The following is a 14,657-nucleotide window of genomic DNA, read 5'->3' as shown; positions in this document are numbered from 1 at the left end:
TTATGGGCCTGCCTTTGCACCAAGGGCAAGCCTGCCTGTTGCGCTTGCCGAAGCGACACCATAGGTTGCAGCCAAGGAGACCCCGAATGTCCGACACCCGTTTGTCATTCAAAGAAATGTGCGCCGAGTTCGACGTGACCCCTCGCACCCTGCGCTATTACGAATATATCGAATTGCTGCAGCCTGACCGCGAAGGTCGGGCCCGGTATTATGGCCCGCGCGAATGCGCCCGGATGAAGTTGATCCTGCGCGGCCGCAAGTTCGGTTTCCCACTGGAAGAGATTCGCCAGTGGCTGCTGATTTATGAAGATCAGGGCAACCAGGCGCAGATGGCAACCTTCATCGAGATGGCCGACCGCCAGATGGAAGAGTTGCGCCAGCAGCGTACCCAGTTGGATGAGGCGATGGACGCGTTGCAGCAGTTGCGCGACCAGACGGTTGAACTTCTGAAGTAGCCACCTGCCCCTACGGCAAGAAAATTACCTGAAATCGCCCCTTACGCGACCGGATGTTACGTCAACCCAATTGTGACGCAGCGTCCGGATTACGTAAACGTCACTTGTGTGTTGTAAAACGTTCATCGACTGCGCAACTCAGTGCTCATGACGCCAGTGATGAGAGTTTACGACATGACCGAAGACCTGATGACCATACGTGAAATGTGCGAGACCTATGACGTCACGCCCCGCACTTTGCGGTTTTACGAGGCCAAAGAGCTTTTGTTTCCGATCCGCGAGGGTCAGAAACGGTTGTTTACCAAACGCGACCGCGCGCGCCTGAAGCTGATCCTGCGCGGCAAGCGCTTTGGCTTCAGCCTGGAAGAAATCCGCCAGCTGCTGGATCTGTACCATGTGGGCGACCAGCAGGTGACGCAGATGTCGCGCACCTATGAGATCGCCTGCGAACGTCTGGCCGACATGGAGTCGCGCCGCGAGGAGCTGACGCAGGCCATCGACGAGTTGAAAGAGCAGTTGCGCTGGGGCGAGAAAGTTATCGCCTCGATGAAACAGGAAAAGAAGGCGGCTGAATAAGCCTGACCTTTCGGACATATGAATTAAGGGAGCTTCACATGCCCGTCTACACCGCGCCAACCAAAGATACTCAGTTCATTTTGCATGACGTTCTCAAGGTCTCGGAGTCCGATATCCCGGGGTACAATGAGCTTGATGCCGACTTCACCGGCGCCGTGCTGGAAGAGGCCGGCAAGGTGGCCACCAACGTGCTGCACCCCCTGAACGTGGTGGGCGATACCGAAGGCTGCCGGTTGGAAAACGGTGTGGTGTATACGCCCACGGGCTTCAAGGACGCGTTCGAGCAGATGAAGGAAGGCGGCTGGCCCGGTCTGGACATGCCCGAGGAATATGGCGGCCAGAACATGCCCTATGTCATCGGGACGGCCGTGGGCGAGATGTTCTCGGGCGCGAACCAGGCATTTGTGATGTATCAGGGCCTGACCCATGGTGCGGCCTCGGCGATTCTGGCGCATGGCACGGATGAGCAGAAGAATACCTATCTTCCCAACATGGTCAGCTGTGAATGGACCGGCACCATGAACCTGACCGAACCGCATTGCGGCACCGATCTGGGCCTGATGCGGACCAAAGCGGAACCGCAGGGCGACGGCAGCTACAAGATCACGGGCCAGAAGATTTTCATCTCGTCCGGTGACCACGACATGGCCGACAACATCATCCATCTGGTGCTGGCGAAAATCCCCGGCGGCCCCGAGGGCATCAAGGGTGTCTCGCTGTTCATCGTGCCGAAGTTCATCGTCAACGAAGACGGCTCGCTGGGCGAACGCAACGGCGTCTCGGTCGGCAAGATCGAAGAGAAAATGGGCATCCACGGCAACTCGACCTGCGTCATGAACTATGACGAGGCGACCGGCTGGCTGCTGGGCGAGGAGCACAAGGGCATGCGCGCCATGTTCACCATGATGAACGAGGCGCGTCTGGGTGTGGGCATGCAGGGGCTGTCTCAGGCCGAGGCTGCGTATCAGAATGCACTGGAATATGCCAAGGACCGCCTGCAGGGCCGCGATGTAACCGGCGTGAAAAACCCCGACGGTCCTGCCGACCCGCTGATTGTACACCCCGACATTCGCCGCAACCTGATGGATCAGAAAAGCTTCACCGAAGGCGGGCGCGCCTTCATCCTGTGGGGGGCGAACATGCTCGACAAGGCGCACCGGTCGGGTGATGCCGATGCGGACGGTCTGATCTCGCTGCTGACGCCGGTGATCAAAGGCTTCCTGACGGATGAAGGCTATGACATGACCGTTCAGGCGCAGCAGGTTTATGGCGGGCACGGCTACATCGAAGAATGGGGCATGTCGCAATACACCCGCGATGCCCGGATCGCGATGATCTATGAGGGCGCAAACGGCGTTCAGGCTCTGGATCTGGTGGGTCGCAAGCTGGCGCAGGATGGCGGCAAGCACGTCATGGCGTTCTTCGAGATGGTCAAAACCTTCTGCAAAGAGAACAGCGGCAAGGATGAGAGCTATGACAAGGCCTTTATCGAACCACTGAAAACCGCGTCGAAGGACCTGCAGGCCGCGGGAATGTACTTCATGCAGGAAGGCATGAAGAACCCCAACAACGCTCTGTCGGGCTCTTATGACTTCATGCATATGTTCGGCCATGTGTGCCTGGGCCTGATGTGGGCGCAGATGGCCAAGGCCGCTCAGGACGCTCTGGACGGCGGTGCCTCAGACAAAGCGTTCTACGAGACCAAGATCAACACCGGGCGCTTCTACATGGCCCGCCGCCTGCCCGCGACTGCGATGCATCTGGCCCGCATCCAGACCGGTGCGGACACGGTGATGGCACTGGACGCGGCGAACTTCTGATCTCAGTGTGGGCTCGGGCGTCGCAACCCGAGCCCAATTCCGAAGGAGGCACAATGCCAAAACGCTTTCGCCTGACCCGCAGGTTCCCCGCCGCCATGACCGAGGACGGCTATCGCAAATTGCGGGTGTTCGCCCGCGAGGCCGGGTTGGATGAAGGCGAGGCGCTGTCGTTTCTGTTCGAGAACTTCAACAGTGTGATCAACCAAGAGAACCTGACCCACCGTCTGCGCATCTTCAATTCCGAACTTGAGGCGCGCAAGAGGTGAACGTTGAACGCAAATCAACCGGTATCGCGGGCTTCATGCGCGGATGCCTCCGGCGGGAGTATTTTTGAAAAGATGAAGATGGGATACGTCCCGCCACCGGGCGCACTCGCCATCAGGACAGGGACGACTTCACCTTTTGCGGTCATCGGCTCTCCAGCCTGTACAGCAAGACTATCAAGACAGAAGGTCGTCAATTGAACGTTACGAAAGCAACTCCATCTTTTGATAAATACTCAAATCCGGCCTAACCACACGCGCCACGGGAGGGGCGTTCGCATGACCATCAAATTGCATTGTTTCGGAGAAAGCGGAAACTCCTACAAAGCCGCGCTGGCGCTTGAGATGTCGGGGCTGGATTGGGAGCCGGTCTTTGTCGACTTCTTCAACGGCGCAACACGCACGCCCGAGTATCGGGCCGACGTGAACGAGATGGGTGAAGCGCCCGTTCTGATTGACGGCGACTTCCGCACCAGCCAATCGGGCGCGATTCAGGCCTATGTCACCGAGAAATCCGGTAAGTTTGGCGGCAAGGACCGCGATGAAAACTATGAAATCTTCCGCTGGGTCTTGTGGGACAATCATAAGCTCAGCTCGGTGGCCGGAATGACGCGATTTCTGTGCAACTTCCTGCCTGAAGAACACCGCAATGCTGATGTCATCGCCTTCAACCAGGGTCGCCTGAAGGCTGCCTATGCCGTTCTGAACAACCACCTTGGGGGCCGCGATTGGATCGTTGGCGACGGCGTGACAAATGCCGACATCAGTTGCTGCGGCTATCTGTATTATCCCGAACCCTTCGGTTTCGACCGCACCGAATGGCCCCATATCGACGCCTGGCTGACGCGGCTCAGCGAACAGCCCGGCTGGAAACACCCCTATGACCTGATGCCCGGCAACCCGTCGGATCGAGCTTGAGGAGAAGACCCATGACCGAAGCCTATATCTACGACGCCCTGCGCACACCGCGTGGCAAGGGTCGCAAGGATGGCAGCCTGCACGAGGTGACCTCGGTGCGCCTGTCCGCCCTGACACTGAACGCAATGAAAGAGCGTAACAATCTGGAAGGTCACGCTGTTGAGGACGTGATCTGGGGCAACGTCACGCAGGTGATGGAGCAAGGCGGCTGTCTGGCGCGCTCGGCCGTTTTGGCCTCGGATCTGGATCAGTCGATCCCCGGTCTGGCGATCAACCGGTTTTGCGCCTCGGGCATGGAAGCTGTGAACCTCGCCGCGAACCAAGTCAGGGGCGGCGCCGGCGAAGCTTACATCGCAGGCGGTGTTGAGATGATGGGCCGCGTGGCCATGGGCAGCGACGGTGCCGCGATTGCGGTTGACCCGACGCTGGCGATGGAGACCTATTTTGTGCCGCAGGGTATCTCGGCCGACATTATTGCCACCGAATACGGGTTCAGCCGCGATGATGCTGACGCGCTGGCCGTTGAGTCCCAGAAACGCGCTGCGGCGGCCTGGGAAGACAATCGGTTCGAGAAATCGGTGATCTCGATCAAGGATCAGAACGGCCTAACCATTCTGGACCGCGATGAATACATGCGCCCGGGTACCGACATGCAGTCGCTGGGCGCTTTGAACCCATCCTTCGCGATGATGGGTGAGCAGATGCCCGGTTTCGACAAGGTGGCGCTGCTGAAATACCCCCATCTTGAGCGGATCAACCATATCCACCACGCAGGCAACAGCTCGGGCATTGTGGATGGTGCTGCGGCTGTGTTGATCGGCAACAAGGAATTCGGTGAGAAATACGGCCTGAAGCCGCGCGCCCGCATCAAGGCGACCGCCAAGATCGGCACCGACCCGACGATCATGTTGACGGGTCCGGTTCCGGTGACCGAGAAAATCCTCGCTGACAATGGCATGAAGATCAGCGATCTGGACCTGTTCGAGGTGAACGAAGCCTTCGCCTCGGTCGTGCTGCGGTTCCAGCAGGCGTTTGATGTTGATCCTGCACTAGTGAACGTCAACGGCGGCTCGATCGCGATGGGCCACCCGCTGGGCGCAACCGGGGCGATGATCATCGGCACCCTGCTGGATGAGCTGGAGCGTCAGGACAAGGAAACAGGCCTCGCCACCCTCTGCATCGCGTCCGGAATGGGTGCGGCGACTATTATTGAGCGTGTCTGATGCCGAAGATTGATCTGTCCAAAATCCCGTTCCGAAACGGGTCCGGTTATCCCGGCAAACTGGCGCGCGCAGGCGACGACCGATACGTGCAACCCTTGGGTGACGCCAACGGCCTGACCCAGTTCGGGGTCAACATCGTGCGGCTGGAGCCAAACGGCCTGTCCTCGCTGCGTCATTACCACATGGAGCAGGATGAGTTCGCCATCATGCTCAGCGGTGAATGCACCCTGATCGACGATGATGGTGAACATCAGATGCTACCCGGCGATTGCGCCGCATGGCCGGCCGGTGAGGCCAACGGCCATCACCTTGTGAACAGAACCGATGCGCCCGCGACATTCCTTGTGGTGGGCACCCGGACCCCGACCGAGACCGGCTATTACAGCGACATAGACATGATGGTGAAGTTCGACCCCGAGGGTTTCGCCTTCACCCGCAAGGATGGCAGCCCGCTGACGGCTGACCAGATTGGAGATGACAATGACTGATTTCACCCTCAGCAAAGACGCAGACGGCGTCGCCTTCATCACTTGGGACGCGCAGGGCAAATCCATGAACGTCCTGACCCGCGAGGCGTTTCAACTGGTCAGCCAGTTGATCGATCAGGCGCTGGAAGATGACGAGGTCAAGGGCATCGTGATCACCAGCGGCAAAGAAGGGTCCTTTGCGGGCGGCATGGATCTGAACACGCTGGCGACAATTCGCCAGGAAGCAGGCGATGAACCAGCGCAGGCGTTGTTCGATTTCGTCATGGGCGGCCATCATATCCTGCGCAAGCTGGAACTGGCGGGGATGGACCCGAAGACCAAGAAGGGCGGCAAGCCGGTGGCCTGCGCCATCAACGGCACTTGTGCGGGGATCGGGACCGAGATCGCCTTGGCCTGCCATCACCGCGTCATGACCACCAATCCGAAATCCAAGATCGGCCTGCCGGAAATCATGGTCGGTATCTTTCCCGGCGGCGGCGGCACCATGCGCTATAGCCGTATGGTAGGCGCGATGGCGGCGGCTCCGGTGCTGCTGGAAGGCAAGATGATGGACCCGAAGAAAGCCAAGGGTGCGCAGCTGATCGACGACGTGGCAGATGATCCGGTTGCGGCGGCGAAAGAGTGGGTTCTGAACGCGAAAGACGCCGATCTGGTCAAGCCTTGGGACGCCAAGGGCTACAAGATGCCCGGCGGCGCGCCTTATCACCCAGCAGGGTTCATGACCTTTGTCGGGGCCAGCGCGATGGTGAACGGCAAGACCCAAGGCGCGTTCCCGGCGGCCAAGGCGCTGCTGAGCGCGATCTACGAAGGCGCGCTGGTCGATTTCGACACCGCTCTGCGGATCGAGGCGCGGTGGTTCACCAATGTCCTGATGAACCCCTCCTCGTCCGCCATGATCCGGTCGCTGTTCCTGAACAAGGAAGCGTTGGAGAAAGGCGCGGTGCGGCCCAAGGATGTGCCTGATCAGCGGGTCAAGAAGATCGGCGTTCTGGGCGCGGGCATGATGGGGGCGGGTATCGCTCTGGTCTCGGCGCAGGCCGGGATGGAGGTTGTTCTGATCGACCGCGATCAGGAAGCCGCCGACAAGGGCAAGGCCTATTCCGAGGCTTACATGGACAAAGGCATCAAGCGCGGCAAAGCCACGCCTGAGAAAAAAGAGGCCCTGTTGGCGCAAATCACCGCCACCCCTGATCTGGAGCACCTGAAAAGCTGCGACCTGATCATCGAGGCGGTGTTCGAAGACCCCAGCGTCAAAGCCGAGATGACTAAAAAGGTCGAGGCTATCATCCCCGAAGATTGCATCTTTGCCTCGAACACCTCGACCCTGCCGATCACCGATCTGGCCAAAGCCAGCGTGCGGCCCGAACAGTTCATCGGCATCCACTTCTTCTCACCCGTTGAAAAGATGTTCCTGGTCGAGATCATCAAGGGCAAGGAAACCGGTGATCGCGCCGTCGCTAAGGCGCTGGACTACTCGCGCCAGATCCGGAAGACACCGATCGTGGTCAACGATGCGCGCTTCTTCTACGCCAACCGCTGCATCATCCCCTACATCAACGAAGGTGCGCGCATGATCACCGAGGGCGTCAGCCCCATCCTGATCGACAACGCCGCGCGTCAGCTGGGCTTCCCGGTGGGACCGATCCAGCTGACCGACGAAACCTCGATTGATCTGGGTGCCAAGATTGCACGCGCAACCAAGGCGGCGATGGGCGATGCCTATCCCGAAAGCCCGTCGGACGATCTGATCTTCTGGATGGAGGAACAGGGCCGTCTAGGCCGCAAGGCCAATGCGGGCTTCTTCGACTATGACGACAAGGGCAAGCGCGTCGAATACTGGAAAGGCCTGCAAGACAAGTATCCGCTAGCCGCCCAGCAACCCGATCTGATCGAAGTGCAAGAACGTCTGATGTTCGCACAGGTTCTCGAAGCAGTCCGAGCGCTGGAGGAAGGTGTTCTGGAAGACATCCGCGAAGGCGACGTGGGCGCCATTCTTGGCTGGGGCTTTGCGCCGTGGTCCGGTGGCCCGCTCAGCTGGCTGGACATCATCGGCACGCCCTACGCTGCCGAGCGGTGTGATCAACTGGCCGAGGCCTATGGTGAGCGTTTCGCCTGCCCGCCGCTCCTGCGAGAGATGGCCGAGAAAGGTCAGAGCTTCTATGGCCGCTTCAATCCCGAAGCGCAGGCCGCGTAAACAACTTGATACAGGCGCATGACACCATGCGCCTGTACCCAAAAAGTCAGGCCATCCATTCAGGCCGCAGAAACAGGGCCGGTGCGTTCGGACGCCCCGGTCGCCCCGGTCGACGTATCCCCGACGGGGGGCGGATCGGAAAGATGGGTTCCTGCGGAATAGGCGCAGGCAACGCCCCCAACGGGTTGGCAAAGGGTGAAATATCGCCTTTGATTGCAACCGCTTCGATCAACAAGTCCGCGTCCTCGGCATCCGCAACCTGATAGGCGCTTTCCGGCCCCAGCGCCGCCACCATCCGACCCGCGGGGCAATAGGCCTGAAACCCGCCTTCGATAAAAACAACCTCGTCCTGATCGAAGAACAGCGCGGTCACATCAAAGGTCTGCGCCGGTGTCTGTGACTGCAGCCGCCCCACCCCGCTGAGCATCCGCGCGGGCACGATCGAGATCCCCTTGACCCCCAGCCCCAGCTTGCCCTGATCAAGCGCCATGCCCTGTTCAGGCATCAGCCAGACGGGCCGCCCGTTATAGGCCGCGCGCGACGGGACAAGCACCGGCAGATGCTCGGCCCGCCGCTCGTCCCCGGGCACCACGATGCGGTCGACGCAGACGCGCCGCACTTCCTGAAATCCATGATCCAGCGTCCGCACCAGATCACCCGCAACCAGCGTTTCAACCGGCTTCCAGCCGCCGGTGGTTGCAACCTTGGTTCCATGCAGCAAACCACCGCGGCGCGCTGACATAGATTTCCCCGAAAAGGCCTCTTGGCCTCTGTCTTCACGTTTCGAATACCCCGAAACACTCACTACTTCCAACACGTGCCGTCCCCCTTTTGGCACCTTCAAACAAACAGAAGGGTCCAACTGTTGTGCCTTACAGGGACTTAGTTTCGCCACATTTGAGGCCAAATCAGGCCAATTTCGCCGCATTTGGCACTCAACTCGCAAACAAACCGACATTCCAAGCCAGCTTTGACCGCTCTGTGGAAACGATCACCATCAATTTCATTAACAGACCCGCAGCGAATCCCTGCAGCCCGCGCCGCGACGAACGGTCGGCGCTAAATTTGACCTCCCCGAACAGGTTAGAGGTTTGCGCCGCCGGAATTCAGCATGTTAAGCTTGCCGCAAAACAATATTCGAGCAGCCTTACCCGATGACCGCACTCAAACAGTACCAGCGGATCGAAGCCACCGGTCTGTGGCGCGCCACGCCCGACGAGCAGCGGCGCGAGGTCGTCGTCTCTATTGGCGAGGCCACGCTGACCATCTCGGATTTCAACGACCGGGCGCTGACACATTGGTCTCTCGCCGCTCTAGAACGGCAAAACCCCGGCGCGTATCCGGCGATCTTCAACCCCGATGGCGATCCGGGCGAGACACTGGAACTGCCCGAAACCGAGACCACGATGATCGAGGCCATAGACCGCCTGCAACGCGCCATCGACCGGGCGCGTCCACATCCCGGGCGTCTGCGCTGGCTTAGCGTCGCCGGAGTTGCCGTGGCTGTTGTCGTCCTGCTGCTGCTGTGGCTGCCCAGTGCATTGCAACGCCATGTCGTCGCCGTCGTCCCCGAGATCAAGCGGCAGGAGATCGGCGATACGATCTTGCACCGGATCGAGCGGGTGTCGGGCAAGGCCTGCACCTCGACGGATGCACAGGACTCGCTGGACCGGCTGGCGCGCAGGACGGGCGTGCGGCAGATCGTGATCCTGCCCGCTGGTTTGCCCGACAGCCTAAGCCTGCCGGGCGGCACGGTCCTGCTGAACCGGGCGTTGGTCGAGGACCACGAGGACCCCGCCGTCGCGGCAGGTTATGTGATCGCGGCACGGGCACGCGCAGTGCAGCGCGATCCGCTTGATGATCTGCTGGATCGGACCGGCCCCACCGCCGCCTTCCGCCTGCTGACCACCGGCGAACTGACGCCGGACATTGTGGATGCCTATACCGAAGAGGTACTGTCCCAACGCCGCCCCGCAATCGCCGATAGTGACCTGCTGGCGATGTTCGCACAGACCGCCCTGCCCTCGACGCCATACGCCTATGCCCGCGATATCACTGGCGAGACCGTTCTGGGCCTGATCGAGGCCGACCCGATGGCGGGGCGTACTCTGGAACAGGTCCTGCCGGACCGCGACTGGGTCCGGCTGCAGAATATCTGCGGGCAATAGCGCCTATTTGGTGCCGAACATCCGGTCTCCGGCATCGCCGAGCCCGGGCATGATGTAACCCTTCGAGTTCAGCTCACGGTCCAGCGCCGCCGTGACGATATGCACATCCGGATGCGCCTCTTTCATCCGCGCAACGCCTTCGGGTGAGGCCAGCAGGCACAGGAACCGGATATCTGTCGCCCCGGCCTGTTTCAGCAGATCAATCGCAGCGGCCGAGCTGTTGCCCGTGGCCAGCATCGGATCAACGGCAATGACCAGCCGATCCTTCAGCCCTTCGGGGGCCTTGAAGTAATACTGCACCGGCTCCAGCGTCTCTTCATCGCGGTAAAGGCCGACAAAACCCACGCGCGCCGAGGGGATCAGTTCCAGCACCCCGTCCAACATCCCGTTGCCGGCCCGCAGGATCGACACCAGCGCCAGTTTCTTGCCCGCCAGAATGGGTGCGTCCATCTCTTCCATCGGGGTTTCGATATGGCGTGTGGTCAGCGGCATCTCGCGCGTGACCTCATAGGCCAGCAACAGCGTGATCTCGCGCAGCAACTGCCGAAAGCTGGCGGTCGACGTACCCTTATCGCGCATGAGCGTCAGTTTGTGTTGCACCAACGGGTGGTCGACGACGGTCAGGTGTTCGCTCATGAGTTCTCCAGTCTTTTCTTGACCCGCGCGCGGGTGTCTTCATCACAGAATGCCGCATTCAAAGCAGTCTGGTTCAATTCGGCGAAGTCTTCGGCCTCCCAGCCGAAGGCTGCGGCCAACATCTCATATTCGCGGCGCATTGTGGTGTGGAAAAATGGCGGGTCATCGGTTGAGACCGTGACCTTTACGCCCGCGTCGCGCAGCTTGGCAATCGGATGGGCAGCGAAATCGGGAAACAGACCCAGCACGACGTTCGAGCCCGGACAGACCTCAAGCGTTACATCCCGGTCGACCAGTTCGCGGATCAGGTCCGGGTCTTCGTAGGCGCGCACGCCATGGCCAACCCGTTCAACCCCCAGATCACGAATGGCGTCCCGCACGCTGTCGGGCCCGCCAAATTCTCCGGCATGGGTGGTCAGCCGCAACCCGGCCTCTCGGGCGCAATCGAAAGCCCAAGCGAAATCGCCTTGCGTATGGACGCCTTCATTGCCGCCCATGCCAAAGCCTGTGATCCAGTCGCCAACTGTCTCAGCGGCGCAAAAGGCGCTGCGCTTGGCCTGTTCCGGGCCGAAGTGGCGCACGCAGGTCACGACCCCGCGCAGGGTGATGTTGAACTTGCGCTCGGCCTCGTCCGCGGCGTCCTGAATGGCGGTCAGATAATCGCGCCATGCGTGCAGATCGCCACCGCCGCAGAAGTCGGGGCTGAGGAAGGTCTCGGAATAAACCACGCCATTCGCAGCGCTTTCTTCGAGGATCGCCAGCGTCAAACGGCGGAAATCTTCGGGCGACGTCAGCACCTCGCAGGCGGCCTCATATACGCTGAGGAAATGAGCGAAGTCGCGGAAGTCGTAGGAGCCATCGGGCTTGAAAATCCCGCTGAGATCCACCTTCTTTTCATGCGCCAACTGGCGGATGAAAGCGGGCGGGGCTGCGCCTTCGTGATGTAGGTGCAATTCGATCTTGGGCAGGTCGGCAACGGTCATAGAAAGCTCCGTCCCGGTCCTTGCGCCGGGATGTTCAGATGGTGTGCGATGCTGGCCGCGACATCGGCAAAATTGATCTGGCCGATCTCGCCCGCGCCGTGCCCGGCCACCAGCACCGGCACCTGTTCGCGCGTGTGATCGGTCCCGGTCCAACTGGGGTCATTGCCGTGATCTGCGGTCAGCAGCAGCAGGTCTCCGGGGCGCAGATTTTGCAGGATCACCCCGATCTCGCGGTCGAACCACTCCAGAGCACGGGCATAGCCGCTGATATCGCGGCGGTGACCATAGAGGCTATCGAACTCGACGAAATTGGCGAAGGTCAGGCTGCCCTCTTCGGCCTCATCCACCAGATCAGACAGGTGCCGCATCAGGTCTGCATCCGAACCTTTGCGCAGCGTATCGATCCCCTGCATCGAGAAGATGTCGCCGATCTTGCCCACCGCATGAACGCGATGGCCAGCGTCCTGCGCCCAGTTCGTCAGCACCGGCGCGGGCGGCAGGATGGCGAAATCCTTGCGGTTGGTGGTGCGGGTGAACCCATCTTCTGCCGATCCCACGAAGGGCCGTGCAATCACGCGACCCACTTTCATCTCATGCAATTGCGGCGCAAGCGTTCGGCACATATCCAACAACCGGTCGAGGCCAAAGCGCTCCTCATGCGCGGCGATCTGGAACACGCTGTCGGCAGAGGTATAGCAGATCGGCCAGCCGGTACGCATATGCTCGGCGCCGAGGTCGGCGATGATGGCCGTGCCCGATGCGTGGCAATTGCCGAGGATTCCGTCGGTTCCTGCAGCCTCGGCAGCGGCCCGGCTGAGATCATCGGGAAATGCGGGCTTGGTATCCGGGAAATAGTGCCAATCCCACGGCACTGGCAAACCCGCCAGTTCCCAATGGCCCGACGGTGTATCCTTGCCCGGCGAATACTCCCGCGCACAACCCCAGAGCCCCGCTGGCGTGGCGCTCAACCCCGGCGCTTCCACGCCCGAGGCCAGCCGCACCGCAGCCCCCAGACCCAGCGCATCGAGATTGGGCAGATGCAAGGGGCCCGAACGCCCGTCCTCGGCGCGCCCCTCGGCGCAGGCCTGCGCGATGTGGGCCACTGTGTTCGCGCCGGTATCCTGTGCGGTGCCGTTGAAGAACTGATCGGCATCCGGTGCGCCCCCGATGCCGACCGAGTCCATCACCACAAGGAAAGCGCGGCTCATGCGCTGATCCTTTCATGAACATGCGGCGGTCGGTCCACGGGCGTATCGCTGATCGTCACGGCATTCAGCACCGCCTGCGACGCCTGCCGCGCTGCGTCTTCGCGTGCGGCATGGACCACGGCCAGCGGTGCGCCTTTCTGGACCTTCTCGCCCAACCGTAAGATGCCAGACAATCCGACCGCCGGGTCAATCTCATCACTTTCAACCTGACGCCCGCCGCCCAGCGCAACCACGGCAAGGCCCAGCGCCTCACCATCAATGGCCGAGATATAACCATCGTGTGGTGCAGGTACTTCCTGAATCACGTTGGCCTCGGGCAGGAACCGCGCCCATGTGTCGACGAAATGTACCGGGCCTCCGACAGCGGCCATCATCCGGCCAAACCGTTCAGCGGCACGGCCATCGCGGATCACCTCAGCGATCTGCGCCGTGCCCTCTTCGACCGAGGCGCACATCCCCGCATCTGCCATCAACACGCCGCCCAGTTCGGCAGAGATATGGGCCAAGGGCGAATCCTGTCCGCTGGTCATGACCTGCATCACCTCGGCCACTTCCAGTGCGTTGCCCAGCGCCGGGGCCAGCGGTTGGTTCATATCGGTTATCACGGCCGAGGTCTTGCACCCCGCCGCATTGGCCGTCTCAGTCAGTGCCTGGGCCAGCCTGCGCGCATCTTCGAGCGTTTTCATGAACGCACCGCTGCCCACCTTGACGTCCAGCACCAGCGCATCGGGGCTGGCGGCCAGTTTCTTGGACAAGATGGACGCCGTGATCAGATCGAGGCTTTCCACTGTCGCCGTCACGTCGCGTATCGCATAGAGCCGTTTATCTGCTGGCGCGATCTGGCCCGTGGCGCCCACAATCGCGGCCCCCGTGTCTTTCAGAACCTGCGCGAGACGGCTTTGACCGATCTGGGTTGTCACGCCGGGAATAGCCTCAAGCTTGTCCAAAGTGCCTCCGGTATGACCCAGCCCGCGCCCCGAGATCATCGGCACATAGGCCCCGCATTCCGCCAGCGCCGGGGCCAGCACAAGGCTGACGCAATCCCCGACGCCGCCGGTGGAATGCTTGTCGATCACCGGGCCGTCCAGATCCCAGTGCAGCACCTCGCCACTGTCGCGCATGGCACGGGTCAGATCGGCCCGCCCCTGCGCGCCCAGCCCGCCCATGCAGACGGCCATGGCAAAAGCCCCCGCCTGTGCATCGCTGACGCCCCCATCCGCAAGGCCTTGCGCGAACCAGTGCAGTTCCTCGCCCGAGGGCACCTCGGACCGGCGCAGCTTGGCAATGATCGAGCGAGCGTCCATTCAGTTGCCTTCCATATGCGCAGCTCCAAAGGCGCCGGGCAGAAGATCAGCAATAGTCGTGCGGGTCTCAACACCGTCGACGGTTGCCATCGTGACCACAACATCGCCTTTGCCGAATTCGGCCAGTTTCTGACGGCAACCACCACAAGGCGGCACCGGCTGCGAGCTGCTGGCGACCACATAGACCTCGGTCAATTCCGTCTCACCAGCGGCGACCATGGCGGCGATGGCCCCGGCCTCGGCGCAGGTGCCTTCGGGATAAGCTACGTTCTCGACATTGCACCCGACATACATCTGGCCCGAGCCTGACCGGACAGCGGCCCCAACCTTGAAATTGGAATAAGGCGCATGGGCGTTTTCCCGAACGGCGCGCGCGGCATCTTTCAGAGACATGGGCGATTCCCGATTTTTGATCACTTGG

General features: G+C 61.2%; 15 protein-coding genes. 9 read left to right on the top strand and 6 right to left on the bottom strand.

Annotation, left to right across the window (positions count from 1 at the left end; translation table 11 throughout):
• Nucleotides 1-86 precede the first annotated feature (86 nt).
• The 8 genes from ACR0J1_RS00180 to ACR0J1_RS00145 all read left to right on the top strand — a co-directional run bounded on the left by ACR0J1_RS00180 (nucleotide 87) and on the right by ACR0J1_RS00145 (nucleotide 7,937).
• Nucleotides 87-455: a MerR family transcriptional regulator gene (locus tag ACR0J1_RS00180; protein ID WP_480528588.1), complete on the top strand. Its 369-nt coding sequence runs from the start codon at nucleotides 87-89 to the stop codon at nucleotides 453-455.
• A 174-nt stretch (nucleotides 456-629) separates the two neighbouring features.
• A complete protein-coding gene (locus tag ACR0J1_RS00175) occupies nucleotides 630-1,031 on the top strand; it encodes a MerR family transcriptional regulator (RefSeq protein ID WP_480529280.1) in 402 nt (133 codons plus the stop codon).
• Nucleotides 1,032-1,069: 38 nt separating this feature from the next.
• Complete coding sequence (locus ACR0J1_RS00170) at nucleotides 1,070-2,851, top strand: acyl-CoA dehydrogenase C-terminal domain-containing protein (protein ID WP_480730347.1); 1,782 nt, start codon at nucleotides 1,070-1,072, stop codon at nucleotides 2,849-2,851.
• A 53-nt stretch (nucleotides 2,852-2,904) separates the two neighbouring features.
• Nucleotides 2,905-3,117, top strand: a complete 213-nt coding sequence (locus tag ACR0J1_RS00165; protein WP_480730349.1) for a hypothetical protein — start codon at nucleotides 2,905-2,907, stop codon at nucleotides 3,115-3,117.
• 276 nt (nucleotides 3,118-3,393) lie between these two features.
• On the top strand, nucleotides 3,394-4,032 hold the full coding sequence (locus ACR0J1_RS00160) for a glutathione S-transferase family protein (protein WP_480730350.1): 639 nt from the start codon (nucleotides 3,394-3,396) through the stop codon (nucleotides 4,030-4,032).
• Nucleotides 4,033-4,043: 11 nt separating this feature from the next.
• Complete coding sequence (locus ACR0J1_RS00155) at nucleotides 4,044-5,255, top strand: acetyl-CoA C-acetyltransferase (RefSeq protein ID WP_480730352.1); 1,212 nt, start codon at nucleotides 4,044-4,046, stop codon at nucleotides 5,253-5,255.
• Nucleotides 5,255-5,743 (top strand): cupin domain-containing protein, encoded by a 489-nt coding sequence (locus tag ACR0J1_RS00150; RefSeq protein WP_480730353.1) that lies wholly within the window; start codon nucleotides 5,255-5,257, stop codon nucleotides 5,741-5,743. The genes ACR0J1_RS00155 and ACR0J1_RS00150 overlap by 1 nt, the downstream gene beginning before the upstream one ends.
• Nucleotides 5,736-7,937: a 3-hydroxyacyl-CoA dehydrogenase NAD-binding domain-containing protein gene (locus ACR0J1_RS00145; protein WP_480730354.1), complete on the top strand. Its 2,202-nt coding sequence runs from the start codon at nucleotides 5,736-5,738 to the stop codon at nucleotides 7,935-7,937. The genes ACR0J1_RS00150 and ACR0J1_RS00145 overlap by 8 nt, the downstream gene beginning before the upstream one ends.
• Before the next feature lie 46 nt (nucleotides 7,938-7,983).
• Here the strand turns inward: ACR0J1_RS00145 and ACR0J1_RS00140 are convergent, their stop codons facing one another.
• On the bottom strand, nucleotides 7,984-8,679 hold the full coding sequence (locus ACR0J1_RS00140; RefSeq protein ID WP_480730356.1) for a Hint domain-containing protein: 696 nt from the start codon (nucleotides 8,677-8,679) through the stop codon (nucleotides 7,984-7,986).
• Nucleotides 8,680-9,091: 412 nt separating this feature from the next.
• On the opposite strand from ACR0J1_RS00140, the gene ACR0J1_RS00135 reads away from it, so the two are divergent.
• Nucleotides 9,092-10,105, top strand: a complete 1,014-nt coding sequence (locus ACR0J1_RS00135) for a hypothetical protein (protein ID WP_480730357.1) — start codon at nucleotides 9,092-9,094, stop codon at nucleotides 10,103-10,105.
• A 3-nt stretch (nucleotides 10,106-10,108) separates the two neighbouring features.
• Here the strand turns inward: ACR0J1_RS00135 and upp are convergent, their stop codons facing one another.
• The 5 genes from upp to ACR0J1_RS00110 are packed head-to-tail and all read right to left on the bottom strand — an operon-like array spanning nucleotide 10,109 to nucleotide 14,653.
• Nucleotides 10,109-10,741 carry a uracil phosphoribosyltransferase gene (gene upp, locus ACR0J1_RS00130; protein ID WP_480730359.1) on the bottom strand — a complete coding sequence of 211 codons (633 nt, stop codon included), beginning with the start codon at nucleotides 10,739-10,741 and terminating at the stop codon, nucleotides 10,109-10,111.
• On the bottom strand, nucleotides 10,738-11,724 hold the full coding sequence (locus ACR0J1_RS00125) for an adenosine deaminase (protein WP_480730361.1): 987 nt from the start codon (nucleotides 11,722-11,724) through the stop codon (nucleotides 10,738-10,740). Before ACR0J1_RS00125 ends, upp begins: the two co-directional genes overlap by 4 nt.
• On the bottom strand, nucleotides 11,721-12,932 hold the full coding sequence (locus ACR0J1_RS00120; RefSeq protein ID WP_480730362.1) for a phosphopentomutase: 1,212 nt from the start codon (nucleotides 12,930-12,932) through the stop codon (nucleotides 11,721-11,723). Before ACR0J1_RS00120 ends, ACR0J1_RS00125 begins: the two co-directional genes overlap by 4 nt.
• A complete protein-coding gene (locus tag ACR0J1_RS00115) occupies nucleotides 12,929-14,236 on the bottom strand; it encodes a thymidine phosphorylase (protein WP_480730364.1) in 1,308 nt (435 codons plus the stop codon). The genes ACR0J1_RS00120 and ACR0J1_RS00115 overlap by 4 nt, the downstream gene beginning before the upstream one ends.
• Complete coding sequence (locus ACR0J1_RS00110; RefSeq protein ID WP_480730366.1) at nucleotides 14,237-14,653, bottom strand: cytidine deaminase; 417 nt, start codon at nucleotides 14,651-14,653, stop codon at nucleotides 14,237-14,239. It lies immediately after the preceding gene.
• Nucleotides 14,654-14,657: the final 4 nt, after the last annotated feature.

It is taken from the genome of Ruegeria sp. CJ3, assembly GCF_056536725.1.
Note: the sequence above shows the minus strand (reverse complement) of the source record. Positions and strands in the feature narration are given on the sequence as shown.

Excerpts from the sequence above, each read along its gene's own strand:
- ACR0J1_RS00140 (WP_480730356.1), bottom strand. The coding sequence starts at position 8,679 with ATGTCAGCGCGCCGCGGTGGTTTGCTGCATGGAACCAAGGTTGCAACC.
- ACR0J1_RS00165 (WP_480730349.1), top strand. The coding sequence starts at position 2,905 with ATGCCAAAACGCTTTCGCCTGACCCGCAGGTTCCCCGCCGCCATGACC.
- ACR0J1_RS00145 (WP_480730354.1), top strand. The coding sequence starts at position 5,736 with ATGACTGATTTCACCCTCAGCAAAGACGCAGACGGCGTCGCCTTCATC.
- ACR0J1_RS00170 (WP_480730347.1), top strand. The coding sequence starts at position 1,070 with ATGCCCGTCTACACCGCGCCAACCAAAGATACTCAGTTCATTTTGCAT.
- ACR0J1_RS00120 (WP_480730362.1), bottom strand. The coding sequence starts at position 12,932 with ATGAGCCGCGCTTTCCTTGTGGTGATGGACTCGGTCGGCATCGGGGGC.
- ACR0J1_RS00135 (WP_480730357.1), top strand. The coding sequence starts at position 9,092 with ATGACCGCACTCAAACAGTACCAGCGGATCGAAGCCACCGGTCTGTGG.
- ACR0J1_RS00160 (WP_480730350.1), top strand. The coding sequence starts at position 3,394 with ATGACCATCAAATTGCATTGTTTCGGAGAAAGCGGAAACTCCTACAAA.
- upp (WP_480730359.1), bottom strand. The coding sequence starts at position 10,741 with ATGAGCGAACACCTGACCGTCGTCGACCACCCGTTGGTGCAACACAAA.
- ACR0J1_RS00115 (WP_480730364.1), bottom strand. The coding sequence starts at position 14,236 with ATGGACGCTCGCTCGATCATTGCCAAGCTGCGCCGGTCCGAGGTGCCC.
- ACR0J1_RS00150 (WP_480730353.1), top strand. The coding sequence starts at position 5,255 with ATGCCGAAGATTGATCTGTCCAAAATCCCGTTCCGAAACGGGTCCGGT.
- ACR0J1_RS00125 (WP_480730361.1), bottom strand. The coding sequence starts at position 11,724 with ATGACCGTTGCCGACCTGCCCAAGATCGAATTGCACCTACATCACGAA.
- ACR0J1_RS00175 (WP_480529280.1), top strand. The coding sequence starts at position 630 with ATGACCGAAGACCTGATGACCATACGTGAAATGTGCGAGACCTATGAC.
- ACR0J1_RS00180 (WP_480528588.1), top strand. The coding sequence starts at position 87 with ATGTCCGACACCCGTTTGTCATTCAAAGAAATGTGCGCCGAGTTCGAC.
- ACR0J1_RS00155 (WP_480730352.1), top strand. The coding sequence starts at position 4,044 with ATGACCGAAGCCTATATCTACGACGCCCTGCGCACACCGCGTGGCAAG.